The organism is Paenibacillus daejeonensis DSM 15491, assembly GCF_000378385.1.
Lineage (GTDB): Bacteria > Bacillota > Bacilli > Paenibacillales > Paenibacillaceae > Paenibacillus_D > Paenibacillus_D daejeonensis.
On the sequence record NZ_KB899681.1, the window covers coordinates 1 to 15,845 of the forward strand.

The 15,845-nt window shown below is 54.1% G+C and carries 12 protein-coding genes; 3 read left to right on the forward strand and 9 right to left on the reverse strand.

Annotated elements, in window-relative coordinates:
• Positions 1 to 425: 425 nt before the first annotated feature.
• From F556_RS0131120 to F556_RS0131130, 3 genes are all read right to left on the reverse strand, one after another.
• Positions 426 to 1,298: a formylglycine-generating enzyme family protein gene (locus tag F556_RS0131120; RefSeq protein ID WP_020620929.1), complete on the reverse strand. Its 873-nt coding sequence runs from the start codon at positions 1,296 to 1,298 to the stop codon at positions 426 to 428.
• A 131-nt stretch (positions 1,299 to 1,429) separates the two neighbouring features.
• On the reverse strand, positions 1,430 to 2,062 hold the full coding sequence (locus F556_RS0131125; protein WP_020620930.1) for a glycoside hydrolase family 11 protein: 633 nt from the start codon (positions 2,060 to 2,062) through the stop codon (positions 1,430 to 1,432).
• A gap of 337 nt (positions 2,063 to 2,399) precedes the next feature.
• Positions 2,400 to 3,089 carry a DNA alkylation repair protein gene (locus tag F556_RS0131130; RefSeq protein ID WP_020620931.1) on the reverse strand — a complete coding sequence of 230 codons (690 nt, stop codon included), beginning with the start codon at positions 3,087 to 3,089 and terminating at the stop codon, positions 2,400 to 2,402.
• Between the two features lie 105 nt (positions 3,090 to 3,194).
• Here F556_RS0131130 and F556_RS0131135 point away from each other — a divergent pair, with 105 nt between their 5' ends.
• Positions 3,195 to 3,788, forward strand: a complete 594-nt coding sequence (locus F556_RS0131135) for a GNAT family N-acetyltransferase (protein WP_020620932.1) — start codon at positions 3,195 to 3,197, stop codon at positions 3,786 to 3,788.
• An 83-nt stretch (positions 3,789 to 3,871) separates the two neighbouring features.
• Here the strand turns inward: F556_RS0131135 and F556_RS0131140 are convergent, their stop codons facing one another.
• The 4 genes from F556_RS0131140 to F556_RS0131155 all read right to left on the reverse strand — a co-directional run bounded on the left by F556_RS0131140 (position 3,872) and on the right by F556_RS0131155 (position 10,845).
• Positions 3,872 to 6,013: a methyl-accepting chemotaxis protein gene (locus tag F556_RS0131140; protein ID WP_020620933.1), complete on the reverse strand. Its 2,142-nt coding sequence runs from the start codon at positions 6,011 to 6,013 to the stop codon at positions 3,872 to 3,874.
• 178 nt (positions 6,014 to 6,191) lie between these two features.
• Entirely contained in the window at positions 6,192 to 7,448 is a 1,257-nt protein-coding gene (locus F556_RS0131145; protein WP_020620934.1) for a mechanosensitive ion channel family protein, read from the reverse strand.
• Positions 7,449 to 7,528: 80 nt separating this feature from the next.
• The gene (locus F556_RS0131150) at positions 7,529 to 8,032 is read right to left on the reverse strand and encodes a GNAT family N-acetyltransferase (protein ID WP_020620935.1); all 504 of its coding nucleotides are present in this window, start codon (positions 8,030 to 8,032) and stop codon (positions 7,529 to 7,531) included.
• A 68-nt stretch (positions 8,033 to 8,100) separates the two neighbouring features.
• Entirely contained in the window at positions 8,101 to 10,845 is a 2,745-nt protein-coding gene (locus F556_RS0131155) for an adenylate/guanylate cyclase domain-containing protein (RefSeq protein WP_020620936.1), read from the reverse strand.
• A gap of 165 nt (positions 10,846 to 11,010) precedes the next feature.
• Here F556_RS0131155 and F556_RS0131160 point away from each other — a divergent pair, with 165 nt between their 5' ends.
• Positions 11,011 to 11,397 carry a DUF4280 domain-containing protein gene (locus F556_RS0131160; protein ID WP_020620937.1) on the forward strand — a complete coding sequence of 129 codons (387 nt, stop codon included), beginning with the start codon at positions 11,011 to 11,013 and terminating at the stop codon, positions 11,395 to 11,397.
• 37 nt (positions 11,398 to 11,434) lie between these two features.
• Positions 11,435 to 13,240 (forward strand): MORN repeat-containing protein, encoded by a 1,806-nt coding sequence (locus F556_RS0131165; RefSeq protein ID WP_020620938.1) that lies wholly within the window; start codon positions 11,435 to 11,437, stop codon positions 13,238 to 13,240.
• A gap of 631 nt (positions 13,241 to 13,871) precedes the next feature.
• Here F556_RS0131165 and F556_RS38195 read toward each other — a convergent pair.
• Positions 13,872 to 14,045: a hypothetical protein gene (locus F556_RS38195; RefSeq protein ID WP_020620940.1), complete on the reverse strand. Its 174-nt coding sequence runs from the start codon at positions 14,043 to 14,045 to the stop codon at positions 13,872 to 13,874.
• Positions 14,046 to 14,135: 90 nt separating this feature from the next.
• The gene (locus tag F556_RS35785) at positions 14,136 to 15,809 is read right to left on the reverse strand and encodes a hypothetical protein (protein WP_020620941.1); all 1,674 of its coding nucleotides are present in this window, start codon (positions 15,807 to 15,809) and stop codon (positions 14,136 to 14,138) included.
• Positions 15,810 to 15,845 lie beyond the last annotated feature (36 nt).

Consider the following 15,845-nt stretch of genomic DNA (forward strand, 5'->3'; position numbering starts at 1 on the left):
AGAACAATGAGCTCAAGAACCATTGCGGTCTGGGTAAGGTGTGGACCTGCAGCAAAGAAGCAGCTGCAATTAAAGCGCATCTTGCCGGCATCGTCGTCAACCTCAAAAGGGTCTCCAGGCGCTTTTCGCCTCCCGGTTCGGGGTTAATTAGACATGCAATTTGAGCCAAAACCCACGCACCAACCTCCTCAAACCTAGACTACCTGAAGACCTCTTCCATGCCTGTTTTTCGATATTTCCGCACATATTCTCATTTATTCATAGTTGATAGACAGTCACTATATGGCCGTTACGTTTTTATTGTGGCCCATTCGGGCGAAATAGCGGCTGTGGTGGCCGTTAAAACAAAAATGCTGCTTACCAGCAGGTCTCCCAAGGCAACCGGCCCAAGTTCGGCTGTCTTGGAAGATTCGCTAGCATGCCTCTCAAGCATTCCGGCTCACCCGAAAGCCCTGATCGGGACCGTAGCCGTTAGGATCAAACTTGCCGCGGAATGACACCTCGTTGTTGCTGACGTCCCCCATCCAGCCGCCCCCCTTCACGACCCGCCATACACCGCCATCGCTCTCCTCATCGACATGCCAATCCCAGCACCATTCCCTGACGTTGCCGGACATGTCGTGGATGCCCAGCTCATTCGCCTTTTTGCCTCCCACGTCATGCGTCCGGTTTTTATTGTTCTCAATGGCCGGCCAATTCCAGCTTCCGCTTAACGTACGATCACCGGCATTGATCCAGTACCAGGCCACTTCATTCGCATCCTCGCCCCCGCTATAGGTGTACTGCTGGCTCTGCTGTCCCCCTGACGCGGCATACTCCCATTCCGCTTCCGTCGGCAGCCGGTAGCCATTGGCCCCTTCGTTAATCGTCACCGTCCATTTCAACGTATCGTGTTCATTGCGATTTTCCGCATCCTTGCTTGCCTTGTCGATGGTGTAATAGGGCTCCAGCCCTTCGTTCACACTCCGCTTGTTGCAATATTCGATGACATCATACCAGCTGATCATTTCGACAGGCCGTTCGTCCCCCGGGAAGGCAGACGGGTTGCTGCCCATCACAGCTTTCCACTGAGCTTGTGTCACTTCAAATTTGCCAATATAAAAATCCGCCAAGACGTCGCTGCCACCACTCCCCGATTGTGAGCCTATTGCAGCGCCTCCCTCTACGAATACCAAATCGTCGCTTTCCAGGTCCTCGCCGGGCCCCGTAGTATCCACTACGTCTACCCGCTCCTGCGAACAAGCCGCGATGGCGACGGTCAAGACAGCCAAAATTAGCACCAGGCGTAGTTTTTTCATAGACAAATCTCCTTAAAGTCGTTTAAGCTAGTAACTAGCGGCGGAAGCAGACAAGACTGCCGGCGGCCAGGCCGGCAGTCTTGAACAAATAACGCATACGGACACGCCTTAAGCGCTTATCCGCTGAATGGTTACCACACCGTGACGTTGGAGCTTCCGCTGCTCTGATACCCCTCAGTCGCCATGACCTGATACGACCAGTTGTTGCCCAGATGCATGCCCCGACTTGCCCAGGCATTCACGTGATTATTAAAGGTAATTCTCACGTTGCTGCCTGTCGGCCGCTTGGACTGACGAACACTCCAGTACTGAGCGAACGTCTGCGTTCCGTCGATTGAAGGCGCGTTGTAGCGCATCGTCTGGTAAATATCATACGTCCCGCCGTCGCTCGTCACCGTCCCCCGGTGTGTCCCCGTCGGCCTGTAGGTGCCCCAGCTGTCGACGACATAGTATTCGATGAGTGAATTTCTTGTCCAGCCGTAGAACGTCAGATAGCCGTTACCTGATGGCGCCCACACCCCCGCGTTATAGTTGACCACACGATTTGGTGTGCCGTTGTTCCAGCCCTTACCCACGACGAAATTCCCGGTATTGTACCAATTGACGCTATAATTCCCTCCTGACCCATTAACGGCATTGACTGTACCGCCGCCATCCGTCCAATTTTGCCAATAATCCGTCGCACTGGCACTTGCCGCTAGCATACTGAGACTCATTGTAGCCGCAAGAACTACAGACACCACTTTCTTTTTCCACGCAAACATGTTTTGGCCTCCTACACGATTTTTTTGAAAATCCTGACCTTACGGTTGCCTATCTGCGGGTCTCTTGGGTGTGCGTGACTTGACCTGGTGAACATAGGAATAAGCTTGACCACCTCCTCAGTTGAATTATAGTTTGAAAGCGTATTCATTTGTACCTTGAAAATTATAGTTTTTACTCCATAATTTTAACATTATTTTTTTGTGTTTCACTTTATCCACCCTCGGAATGGATACGAACAACCGCTCCGTTAGAGTAGCGCACGCCAAAAAAAAGCCTGGCTTGAAGTCAGTCCAGCTGATTCCAGGCCAGGCTTATCTAATAGAAAACACTGGTGTTCTAGCACCTTACATACTTCCGCTTAAAGCCCGGCTTGCCGCGCTCCAGCGCCTTTCGGATCATCTCGGCCGCATGCAGGGTGCTGCTTTTCTTGCCTTCGCGCTGCATCTCGACTGGCCCAATCGCCTCTGCAGCCGCCACCGCCTGCTCGTACAGTGGCACATAAGACATGGCCACAGTGTAGACGAAGTTGTTCATTGCGGATTGTGTCCGTGGCGGCGCGTCGTGAATCTCGGCCTGTATCGTCTCCAGCATCGCTGCCAGCTTATCAGGCGAGAACTCATGGTCGGGGCGGCTGCCGAGCAGCCAGCAATAGCAGCTCCACCCTCCGGACATGCGAAGCTCCTCATCACTCGCGATCCAGCGGTCCGCTACGTCCTGGGCAATATCCGCTTCCGCCAACGTAACGGCCACAATGAAATCCGATATCATATAGAAGTAGGCCTCATCCATCCAACGGTCGTAATCCTCGGCCGTCATCGCCTTGGGGTCAGCAATGATACCTGCGAAATACATGGCATCGTAGTTGCCCGTCGCATACAGCTGCTCTGCCAGTGCCTGGTCGATCTTCATTTGCTTGGCCAGTGGCTTCATCGCCCCTGTAGCCACCCCGAAGAGAGGCTCTTGTGCGCCATTGGACAGGTAGATTTTCTTCGTCCGTTCCTTTCCAAGCGCTTCCAGCTCCTGCAATACTGTCTATGCTTCCATCGTCCAATCACGTCCTTCACTTTTTTCTTGCTCCCCTGTTGACTCCTGTGGTATTGTAAATGGAAATATTTTCTGGGAGTGATTCATATGGGGCTGACCAAGACCAAGCCGATTCTGCTGGACTTGCCTGATCGCTTCGAAAGTGAACGTATGGTTATCCGCGCCCCCCAATGGGGAGACGGAGCCGCAGTGAATGCAGCTGTCGCAGAAAGCATGGAATCGCTGCGTCCCTGGATGCCCTGGGCCCATCATCTCCCCACCGTCGACGAAACCGAAGCGGATCTGCGTCAGGCGAGGCTCCTATATCTGGAGCGTAAGGACCTCCGGCTGCTGCTGGTGCACAAAGAAACTGAACAGATCGTCGGCAGCAGCGGCCTTCATCGTATCGACTGGCCGGCACGCAGGTTCGAGATCGGGTATTGGGTGCGTAGCTCTTATGAGAAGCAAGGCTACATCACCGAAGCCGTTCACGCCATTACGGACTTTGCCATTCGAGAGCTTCAGGCGAACCGTGTGGAAATTCGCTGCGATGCCCGCAACACCCGGAGCGCAAGCGTTGCAGAACGTGCAGGCTTTACCCTTGAGGGTATACTCCGCAGCGAAACGGTAAATCCAGGCGGATCATTGCGGGATACGATGGTATTCGCCAAGGTCCGTGGCTTTGAATACGACCAGGCTTAGTGTGCAAATCGGCTCCCTGAACACCACACGCCATCCTTCTCTTCCTATCCTATCGCCTGCAACCATGCAAGACAACCAGCATCTTATTCCTTATCCTTCGCTTGGCGCACGAGCTTGAATCGAGATAACTCATCATGCAGCTGTTGCGCCAGGCTGCTCTGTGCCTCTGCAGACGCCTGTACCTGTTCCATGGAGGCCAGCTGCTGCTCAGAAGCCGCAGCCAGATTGACCGTTTCCTGAGAGGTCTGCCGGGTATGCTCCATACTGTCGGCAAATGTGGCTGCCACTTCCTCCGTCCCTGCAGATAGCTCCTGCGCAGCAGACGATACTTCCTGAATTTGACCGGATACTTGTTGTATCGCCTGGCGGATCGAGACGATTGCTTCATCGGCTGCATCGATGGACTGCAAGCCGCGCTCTGACTCCGTCCGGGTTGAAGTAATGGAAGCGCGGACCTCATCCGAGAGTTCCCGGATTTCTGTGACGATCGACGTGATGGTCTGCACGGATGCCCGGGTCTGCTCCGAGAGCTTGGACACCTCACCAGCTACGACCGCAAATCCCCGGCCGAACTCGCCCGCTCTTGCCGCTTCAATATTGGCGTTGAGTGACAGCAGCTGCGTTTGCGACGAAATATCCATAATAACCGACCCGATTTCGCCAATACGCTGTGAACGTTCGCCAAGCGTCTGGATTTTCTCGCTGGAGACGCGAACCGACTCCTGAATTCGTTGCATCTGGGAGACAGCTTCCTCCAACCTTCCCACGCCTGCTTCCGCACCATCTACTGCTTCGCTTGAGGATTCTGAGACGTGAGACGCCGCTTCCGCGATTCGGTTAATTGCCATGGCCATCTCTTGCAGCGCGGTTGCATTCTCTTCTGCGCTCTTGAGCTGCTGGTCTGCGCCCTCCGCGATTTCTCCCACAGATGTCGCCATATGACGCATCACCTGCGAAGAATCAATGGATACGGCAGACAACTGCTGGGACGACGACGCCAGTTGCTCCGAGATCTCCTGATTGCGCAGCAACAGATCGTTCAGCGAACGCGACATGGCGTTGAAGGAATCGCCAATCCATGACAACTCGTCCTTGGTGCGCAGCTCCACCCGACTGTTCAGATCACCGCCAGCCATTCGCTCTGCTTCCTGTTGAAGCTGCCGGATGGATGACATCGTATTCCGGTAAAATCCAACGTAAAGCATGGCAACCAGCAGAAGCGAAGCTATAACGAGGGCTACCAGCAAATTGCGGCTAAAGACGAGATCCTGGTGCCACTCGTCAAGTAAGCGATACAGCTCCTTCGACGCATGGTCGAACAATGTACTTGCCAGTTGAATCGTCGCTGTCCCCTCATCAAAGAAAGCGAGAGGGTCTAGTGTAAACGCAGTAGCTTGAATCACTTGATCATCCAGCTTGGCTGCATAGGCGCGAGTCACTTCCACCATCGTCGAGCCCTCTTCAACAATCTTTGCATCTACCGTAGCATTCATCTCAGAGACAGTTGTCATGCCTTTCTCTGCTCCCTCTAATTCATTGAGCAGCATGCGATGAGACAGCATCAGACCTACTTGTTCATCATCCGTCAGGCCATCGCGAGCCAGGATGCCGTTAACGGTTCCTCTCGTATGTGCAATAACTTCGATAAGAACAGGAAGACGGTTCACCACCAGGTCCATCATGTAATAGGTATCAAGCTCGGCGTTCAAGGTCAGTCCGGACTGATCCGCAGCCTGACGGATTTGATCCATAATCGTCTGCACCAGCAACGAATGCTGCTCAAAGCTCTCTCCAGCCGTCATGGTATCCAACTCGCCTTGCAATGTCCCCCAGCCGGCTTTGAAACGCGACCAGATCTCCCCAGTCTCTAATACGGCGCCATACTTAGCTTCCATGGCATCGACGTTAGCCATCGCTGTCTGAATGGCATCTGCCCGCTCTTGAAGGCGGCTTCCCGACTCCTCATTGCCACTGAGATATCCGTTGGCTAGTCCCCGGTGTTGCTGCAGCTCCAGCATAAGCGGCATCAGGGACTCCACATATACCACCCCATCGCGCTCCGATGCGATGACACTAATTTCCTCCTGAAGGTTGACCAGCCACAGCCATACCAGCAGGAGCATTGGAATGACCAGGGCCAGGCCAATGACCAAAAATTTCTGCCCATACTTGAGCCGCGACATGAGAAATGCCGCCGGGTTTGTCACTTTTGTCAATACGTTCATCTCGTCCCCGTCCTTATCCTTCTACTCTTACAACCTCCGCATTGCGGATTTTCAATCCGATTATAGCTGAACTTTGTTAGTAAATAATGAAGTTTCTCTCTAAGCCAAAAAGAAGCTGCCCAGCCGTCAGATTCCACTGACATGCTGGACAGCTTCTGTCCCAATAGCATCATCAAGATTAGGCCAACCCGCGATCCGTTTCCGGCTGCTGCAGCATATTCTTCATGTCATGACCCGTCGGGTTCTGGAAGACCCGGAGTCCGAATTCTGGCGCAACCGCGAGCAGATGATCAAAAATATCGGACTGCGCGCCTTCGTACGCCACCCAGCGGATGTCATTGGTGAACGCGTAAATCTCCATAGGCAGTCCGGATTCTTCCGGCTGCAGCTGCCGCACGATGCAGAGCATGCCTTGATGAATCTGCGGATGATGCTGGAGATAGCATTGGATATAGGTGCGGAACAAGCCAACATTGGTCAGTGCCCTTCCGTTCACGAGATTGGAGCGGTCAATCTCATGCTCCGTGTTATACGCTTCGATCTCCCGCTCCTTCTGGGCAATATGCTCCTCCAGAAAGTGGATTTTGCGCAGCTTATCGAGCATCTCTTGATCACAAATGCGGATACTGTTCATATCCAGATACACCGACCGCTTGATCCGCCGGCCCCCGGAGCTCTGCATGCCCCGCCAGTTTTTGAAGGAATCTGAGATCAACGCATACGTGGGAATTGTGGTAATGGTCATGTCCCAGTTCCGTACCTTGACCGTATTCAACGAAATATCAATGACATCGCCGTCTGTCCCATACTTGGGCATCTCGATCCAGTCCCCTACCCGCACCATATCGTTGGTAGACAACTGTACGCCGGCCACAAGACCGAGAATCGAATCCTTGAAGATCAGCATAATGACAGCTGACAGTGCTCCGATGCCGCTGAGCAGGATAAGCGGACTCTGACCGATCAGATTGGAGATAAGCAGAATCCCCCCGACGATAAAGAAAAGGATCTTCAACACCTGCAAATAGCCGCGAATCGGCCGCGATTTGGAAACCTCGAAGGTGGCATAAATATCGTTAATCGCATTCAGGAATGCACTCACTACCATCAGCACAACTACTGTCATGTAGATGGCAACACCTTTTTCGATGGCGGTCTCATAAGCAGGAAACAACGATGAGCTAAAATAAATGATGAGAGCCGGGACGATGTGAGACAGCTTGTGAAACACTTTGCGCTCAAGCATATAGTTATCCCAAGTGTAGCGGTTGTTTTTCACGTAATGGGTAATGATTCGGAGAACAACCCGTTTGGCAATGAAATTCGCCAGAATACTGAGCAGTGCGATCACCGCCGCCATCACCACTTGCGTAAGTATCGACGACGTATCGGGCGCCAAGCCCATGCCTTCAAACCAGTCTTGAATGTACTTCATGTGTTCCTCCTTGCGTAGTTCTTGTCATGCTGTAGTCCATTATAACATCAAAAGGCACTGATTCGCTCAGCGCCTCTCATCTACAGCATCTTCATATATACCAGCTTGCCTTCGCCAGGATAGTAGTAGTCGGGCAGGTGGCAGATAAAGGTGAAACCATTGCGCTCAAATAGTTGTCTCGCAGACTGGTATGGCGCGAGGTCGCAGGTAAAGGTCTCGATGTAACGGCCCCCACTGCCCGTGCAATAACGAATCATCGTATCAATCATCTTCCAGCCGAGCTTCTGGTGCCGGTGACTACGGTGTACGCCAAAGTAATCCAGACGATACCCGCCGCTGCGGTGCTCATTTTCCACGAAAATTATAGCCGAGATGACGGTGCCGTTGTCCTCCTCGTACCAGCAATTCATGTGTGACTGCCCAATGCTCTGAAGAGGAAGAAGCTTCAGCTGCTCCTCCTCCCCGGGCGTGAACCGCTGATCATCAAAGCAGTCCGGCCCCAGCAGGAACGCGGATACCGCGGACGCCTCCTCAATCGTTTCTACCATGCGCAGCTTGGACCCCTGTCTGAGCGCTTGCTCCATGACCCGCATCCTCCCTTTGAGTGCCTCATATAGTAGGCCGATCCATTCTTTCTATGGGATTCGTTCTACTAAATCACTTTCATCGAATGATTCCAGTCGCTCGCGGTGCCCTCTTGGTAGAGGCGGTCGCTCTCGAAGAAGTACAGCTTGGCCGCCAGATCATAGCGATTGCGTCGCACCACCTCCACGAAGCCTTCACGGGCATCGTAGAACTTGCCGGTGCGGAACCATTGAATGGATTTCTCGAATGCTGCTTTTGACTCATGCTTCAAACGCTTGAGTGCTTCGGGGTCTCCCTCGTACAGGTCATACAGCTCTACAGTCTCTGAGCGGCCGATCATCTCCAGCGCTCCCAGCTTGCGGTAAGCACCAATTGCCTCGTGTCGGATCGAGCTCAGCGCCTCCTGGGTGATGACAATATTGCAGCCCAGCTTCTCCGCCGTCTTCTCCAGCTCCAGGGCCATCGCAACATGACTGGACACGACGCTGCTTTCGATCCGCTGTTCCTCACCGATGATGCCGAGCATAACATCGCCATAATGGAGCGAAATGTTAATTTCGATCGGTTCGTACCCGACACTTTGTCGCTGGGCATTATAGACCGCCAACGTTCGCCGGATTTGAATCGCTGCATGGACTGCCGCGCCCGCATCGCCCTGGAACATCGTCAGCATGCCTGGCCCCTGGTAACGGCTGATAAAGCCGCCGTGCTCACGAATAATCGGCCCGAACCGCTTCAGGAAGGAATTAATGAAGCCGAACGTTTCTTCTGTCGACAGCTTGGCAGAGAACGTATCAAACCCGCGCATGCTGCAGATCAGAATCGTCATTTTTTTATTCTGCTGCTCCCCCAGATGGATCTGGGTCATATTGGTCTTGCCCAGCACCTTGAGGAACTGCTCCGGTACAAAACGGAAATACGAGTTACTCAGCTTGGTAACCTCGCCGAGATATTGATTAATGGAGCTGGCCATCATGTTGAAGCGTTCGCCCAATTCGCCTACCTCGTCACTGGTATTGATATCCACCCGCACATCCCATTCGCCGCTGGCAATCAGATTGACATTGCGGCGCAGCTTGCGGATCGAGGACAACAAGTAGATCGAAATGAGCGTTACCACGATTAGCAGAGCAATGCTTACGATAACGAAGATGGTCAGCACGTCGGAGAAGATGCTGCGGTTGTTCGCATAGACGAAGGCCATATCCTTGCCGGTTTCGTAAATACCGACGATTTCACCGGCCGTGTTATAGAGGGGTCCGAGCGCATACATCCATTCCCCGTGTGCATCAGCCCAGGTGCCGACTACGGTCTCGCCTTGCTCTAACACACGCAGGTTATCTTCATTAAGTCCGAAGGGCTGGAACATCGTCAGGCTGTTGTCGTCGTCCATAATCAGGTACAGCCCGCCATCCATGTACCGGTAAATCGTATTGTATAACCCGTCCCTGTCTCCACCGGTCTGCGTGAACATCTCGCTCAGCCGTGTCTTGATTAGAGTATAATCCTCGCCGCCATAATCACGAGGCGAATTCAGGCGCTCCAGGTGCTCTTGCCCTACGAGGTACTTGCCGTTGCTGGCGAGCAGCTGGAGCTGACGGAACGTATCCTCCTTCATCTCTCCGGAGAAGGACTGGTAGACCGAATAGAAAAGCGCCAGCATCGATAGCAGCACCATCGGCACGAAAACGGCCAGCAGCTTCAGCAGCAGGGATACCTTGCGCCGGAGCACATGCACGTAACCAAATCGCAGCAGCCCGATACTGACACCCGCCAGCGCCAGCAGCAGCGCCCAGTATACAATTCGCATGGCGATGGTGCTCCATGGGTATGCATAGCCACTCTGCGTTGCCAGAATCGTGCCATCGTCTGCAATCCGGAGCAATTGATCCGCCGCGACTACTGTCAGGCCGCTCTCTGTATAGGCGATGCTGGTGAATTCCTCCCACTCGGTCCCTCCGTCATGGGCCGCCAGCTGGTCAAGCGCAAGCCAGATCTGCGTGTCTCCCGAGGAAAGACTGGTCCGCATCACCGCCTGCTCATGATGATCAATATAATACGCGTTGTCCTGTCCATCACTCACGATGCTCACCGGGAAATTAAGAACCGGAGTGTCTGAGGCGGGATAAATCAGTCGCTCTCCCCCCGGCTCGCTGACCCGCAGCAGCCCGCGTTTCGTCGTATAGAGCAAACGATTTGCTCCCGCCCCTGTCATTTCATTGAGGTAACGGTCCTGACCGATGGAGACCGAGCGCTCCTCCGTTGGCTCCTGCACGCCTGCAGTGTCCAGATCAAACCCCAGCACTTGGGCAGTATTGGCTTCCTTTCGCAGGACATACAGCCTGTTCTCCCATAAGGTCAGCGACTGCAGACGCCCGACGCGGAACAGGTTGTCTTCCGCCGTATAAGCGGTGTCGTAGAGAATGGAGGAGGATTTACCGTCCGGTCTGATCCGAGCGATTCGCTCACCTAGAACTCGTAGTCCATAGGAATCAAGATCGGTGACGAGCGCATAGACATTCCCGCTCTGATCGACCGTGATGCTCTCAAACAGCTGTATCGTATCCGGCAGAGCCAACTCGCTAACCGGATATTGAAAGGACAGCTTGTCCGACTCGTCAACCTTGCGGATGACCGTCTTCGAGTCTGCGATCGTATAATGCGAGCCTGAAGCATCGGTATAGACCTTCGATAGATTCGCATAGTTCTGGGTCGTCACAAAAGGGTTAAGCGAGCGATAATCCTTCAGGCCGACCAGCAGCGCTACGACGACGGCTGTCGCCATCAGCAACAACAATAATTTGGATTTCAAGGGAACTCTCCTCACCCGTTCAATGTGCTTTCTTCTATTCTACAACAAAGCTTAATAGATGGGACCTTTTTCCTAAAATATATTTGTCTGATTTTGGCGATATATTTATTGAAGGATGCTGGTAGAAATAGTAGAATTAATGCAAAACTTGTGGAGATGATTTCGATGGGACAGCTCGTATGCAGCGGGGCCACCTTGCAGTGCAGCTTCGGCGTCGCGCCCGGTACACTGATGGTTCTGCCAGCCAATCGTACGATGGCTACCAGTCCTGCCGCCAACATCATGGACAACAAGCCGATGGTTAATATCATGCCATTTGGCATGTGCAATTCCATGGCCAATCCAACGGTGGCATCCGCGACAGCTGCTGCTCTCGGCGTGCTGACCCCCATGCCTTGCGTCCCAGTTACAGCCGCCCCTTGGGCGCCGGGAAGTCCTACTGTATTAATCGGCAATATGCCCGCATTAAATAATACCTCCAAATGCATGTGCAATTGGGGTGGCGTCATTCAGGTCGTGAATCCCGGCCAGATGACCGTACAGGTACCGTAGCAACACGACCCATTTGCCCCCTAAGGAGACGAATTCTTTGATTGAGAAAATCATCAACCCCATTATCGGGCCGCTGAAGCGCAAAGTCCTCATGCCGCTCAAACGCGCCAAGAACTGGCCGAAACTGCTTGCCAAGTGGATCCGCCGCAAAATCAAGGACATCCTCGGTCAAAAAGAGATTACCAAAGCCAGCTATGTCCCCATCGGCAATTATTACATATCCAAAAAATTAATCGTCATTGTCATTCTCGTGGTGCTTATTCTGTATTTCTTCGTGTTCATTAAACCACCCAAATTCGTTAACAAATGGTTCAACCGCACACCATCCATTACAGCGGCGAGCAATGCACCTGCTCCCAACTTCAGTGGTGCGGCCAATGTGTATAACGAGAATAAGCAGTTGATCTACCAGGGCAATCTGAAAAACGGCTTGTACGATGGCGAGGGCAAGCTCTACGGCAGCGATGGTGCGCTGCTCTATCAAGGCGCATTTGCAGCAGGCAAATACGAGGGTGAAGGCAAGCTCTACAGCGAAGAAGGCGATCATCCGCTCATCTATGAGGGTCGATTTGCTGGCGGAGTGTACGAAGGAGCCGGGAAGCTGTACCGGACGGATGGCAGTCTTGCTGAGGAAGGCACCTTTGCAGGCGGACAGCTCGCACAGGGAAGCCAGTATGATTCGCAAGGTCGACTCGTGTATGCGGGGGCGCTCACGGGCGGTGCCTACAGCGGGCAAGGCATTTTGTACTATGCTGACGGAACCATTCGCCATCAGGGGGAATTCCTGGCAGGTCTGCCCGGCGGCAAGGGACGCAGCTATTCCGAAAACGGGAAGCTCCTGTATGAAGGCGAATTCGAGAATGGTCAATATGGCGGCAACGGTACCTTGTACAACGAGCTGGAACAACCGATCTATACCGGAGCTTTCATGGCGGGCAATTATTTTGGCGCCGGCAAAGCGTTCTTCGAGGGCGGAATAGTGCAATATGAAGGTCAGTTTGTTAATGGCCGACTCACCGGCGAAGGGACCGAGTATTATGATACCGGCACCGTCAAGTACACCGGCGGCTTCCTCTCGGGACAGTACCACGGGGCAGGTACCCTCTATGATGAGCTCGGCAATACCGTGTATGCCGGTGGTATTCAGCAAGGCCGCTATCATGGCGAAGGGGAGCTGTACAACGCAGAAGGACTGCTGGAGTATACCGGCATGTTCAAGCAAGGCCGCCTGAACGGGAATGCGACCTGGCTGAAGGATGGTATCACCCTGATCTATCGTGGTGATTTCCAGGCAGGCTATCTGGCACCACAGGGCTTCCTCAATCTGTCGCTAGCCCAAATTGAGCAGCTCCTGGACAAGCCCTCCAGTACCGAGAGCGTCTACGCGGATCCTCCTGAGGTGGAGGCTCCTGTGTTCTCCGCGGACTTGTCCGGCGAGACGGCTGGTGCAGGAGATGCGGCTAATGGCGAGGTGACGGAAGGCGAACTGGGGACGCTGGCACCAGAGACACCCGCAGCACCAGTAGCCCCTCCGGCACCGGAGCCGGAGCCCGAGCTGCTCATGATGACCTTGAAATACCCCGCACTGGGTATGATCCTGACGGCTGAGCCGGAATCCCCGGAGGCTGATGATGTCGTCATCCGCCAGATCCAGTGGACGCCCGGCCCGCTATTGGAGCAGCTGTATGCGGATCTGGAGGAGCTGGCTGCCCAGGAGAACTCGCCCGTGGCCCGCTCCGGCCCTCGGTCGGCACGCGTCTACGCGTGGGGCGACGCAGCCTTCACCATCGCCGTCAACGGCGAGGACAAGCCACAGTCCGGCTTGCTCATCTTGGTGCCTTAGCCGAAGGAACACGGATAGCTGGCATGAGCTGCTCATGCCATTTAAAGGGGCTGTGCAGAAGTCAGTAACACTGACTCGCTGTGCAGCCCCTCTCATTTACTCGCAGCACGCTCGCTCACACCATGCGCAGCGCTCTAAGTAAACTTTCTTTCGTTGCAGCAGCCCGCTCGCACCATGCGCAGCGCTCCAAGTAAACTTTCTTTCGTTACAGCAGCCCGCTCACACCATGCGCAGCACTCCAAGTATACTTTCTTTCGTTGCAGCAGCCCACACGCACCATTCGCAGCGCTCCAAGTAAACTTTCTTTCGTTACAGCGTCCGCACGCACCATATTCAGCACTCCAAGTAAACTTTCTTTCGTTACAGCGTCCGCACGCACCATATTCAGCGCTCCAAGTAAACTTTCTTTCGTTACAGCGTCCGCTCACACCATTCGCATCTCTCCAAGTAAACTTTCTTTCGTTGCAGCAACCCGCTCACACCATATTCAGCGCTCCAAGTAAACTTTCTTTCGTTACAGCGTCCGCACGCACTATATTCAGCGCTCCAAGTAAACTTTCTTTCGTTACAGCAGCCCACACGCACCATTCGCAGCACTCCAAGTAAACTTTCTTTCGTTGCAGCAACCCGCTCACACCTTATTCAGCACTCCAAGTAAACTTTCTTTCGTTACAGCGTCCGCTCGCATCATATTCAGCGCTCCAAGTAAACTTTCTTTCGTTGCAGCGTCCGCTCGCACCATACTCAGCGCTGGATAATCGAGCACAGGTTCGTTTGAGACGAGATCCCAATCAAAATACGCCAAGACGCCGGCATCCTCCCAGTGTGGGAGTATCCGGCTCCTTGGCGTTGCATTTGTAGCTTGATCTGCATATGTCTTTCAGTCCAACTCGCGCTACCCTTTCTTGCCGCCAGCGGCTGCGGCCTGATCGGCCGCTCGCAGCTCCTCCTCGGCTTTCTCCCGGGCCTGGGCAGAGTGGGTCGGCTCCTTGAAGGCCCACCAGCGGATGCGCAGCTTGGTGCGTTCCGTTTTTTCCTGCAGGTGCACGCCGATGCGGAAGCTTCCCTTTTTGGGATACATTACGAAGCCCAGCGCATGCTTGGGATAATTGCCGTCATATTCGCTGCCTGCAAACATCTCCTGCGGACCGTAATAGACGGCGTTGCTCCGGTTCCACATGGTTGGTAGATGAATGTCCAACTCCTCTTGCTCATCCGAGAGGCCCGCTTGCATCAGGACAACCCCTGCACCTAGACCGTGCTCAATCTCCTCGGAGAAGAAGTTCTTGCGGCGGCGCTGGTACCATTTCTTCTTCTCTTCCGGAACAATCGACACCTCGACAATGCCGGTACGAACCGTATCCTCTGGCGCTTCCTGCTCCTCTGGGTATAGCCGGGCAAACTCTTCCTTGATGTCGGGAAATACCGAGAGCGGCGCAGGCTCGCGGCTCGCCTCGAGCTCCGGCATCCGTGCGACCGGTGAAGCAGGAGGCTCAGACGCCCCGGAGCCAGCCAGCAATTTGTACAGCATCGTCGGATTAATGACGTACTCCTGGAACGGCAGGGGCTCTACGCTTTCGATAACGTAGGTGGCCCCCATCTGCAGCAGGTTGATCTTCGCCAGATACACACACGGCTCAGCGGGAGATTCGATCGCCCGATCCAGCGAACGGCTGTAGTAGGCGCGTAGAATCCGCTCCGCCACCGGCTCTTCACTACATGCGATGCTCTGGCGGATATTGGAGAGATCATAGATCATCCGATCGCCGATTACTAGCCGCACAGAGCCGGACTTCGCTTCCAACTGCAGCCCTTCGCTCTCGCCCTCAGCAGCAGCACGCAGCAGGAATCGGCGCACATAGCTGGAGCTGCCGCCATCCGTTGGCTCGGAGAAGGTAATCTTGCCCTCCGGCAGCTCTTCCGCCGCCTCAATGCCCTGCCAGATCGGCTCGTATTCAAACTCAATATGCGAGGTCTGCAGGGTGCGCTCGACCGTCAGCTTCAGCTCAAACACCTGACCTGGCAAGACATAACGCGGCACCGTCTGCAAGATTCGCACCTGGCCATCGTCGTACCAGATTGACGTATCCTCCACCAGATGGTCGTACTCTAGGCTAGATGGCGCTGGCGGCGTTTCACGGACGAACAGACGGAACGTCTCCAGAATCCGGTTATGCTCACTGACTTCCTCTTTGCGCCCCGTCGCCCCAGCCACCGTGTGGACCGGCTCCTTGCCCTTCTCGTCATAAGCAATGCACAGGTAAACGTTCTTGGCATAGTCGTTGTTTTTGAAGCCTTCCATATTGGACAGCTTGAGCGTCAGCGGCGAAGGAACGACAATCTCCCGGCCCAGCTGATCCAGCGCTGCGCCAGTCTCAATCGACAGCGACTTGTCGTCGACCGCGACAACCTGCAGTCCGGCAATGACGCCGCTGCCGAACAGCAGCCGGTTGGACAGCCGCTTTTTGTCGGTGACATACGTCTGCTCAGACATGAAATCCCGTACGGTCAGCAGCTTCCCGTAGAAATAACGATTGCGTTCAAATGGAATATACCTTGATCTGTTCATCGTAGGACCTCTCTCTCAACTTATTCCACGTTCAAA

Coding starts and splice junctions, on each gene's coding strand:
- F556_RS0131150 (WP_020620935.1), bottom strand. CDS start 8,032: ATGGAGCAAGCGCTCAGACAGGGGTCCAAGCTGCGCATGGTAGAAACG.
- F556_RS35785 (WP_020620941.1), bottom strand. CDS start 15,809: ATGAACAGATCAAGGTATATTCCATTTGAACGCAATCGTTATTTCTAC.
- F556_RS0131135 (WP_020620932.1), top strand. CDS start 3,195: ATGGGGCTGACCAAGACCAAGCCGATTCTGCTGGACTTGCCTGATCGC.
- F556_RS0131160 (WP_020620937.1), top strand. CDS start 11,011: ATGGGACAGCTCGTATGCAGCGGGGCCACCTTGCAGTGCAGCTTCGGC.
- F556_RS0131145 (WP_020620934.1), bottom strand. CDS start 7,448: ATGAAGTACATTCAAGACTGGTTTGAAGGCATGGGCTTGGCGCCCGAT.
- F556_RS0131120 (WP_020620929.1), bottom strand. CDS start 1,298: ATGAAAAAACTACGCCTGGTGCTAATTTTGGCTGTCTTGACCGTCGCC.
- F556_RS0131125 (WP_020620930.1), bottom strand. CDS start 2,062: ATGTTTGCGTGGAAAAAGAAAGTGGTGTCTGTAGTTCTTGCGGCTACA.
- F556_RS0131140 (WP_020620933.1), bottom strand. CDS start 6,013: ATGAACGTATTGACAAAAGTGACAAACCCGGCGGCATTTCTCATGTCG.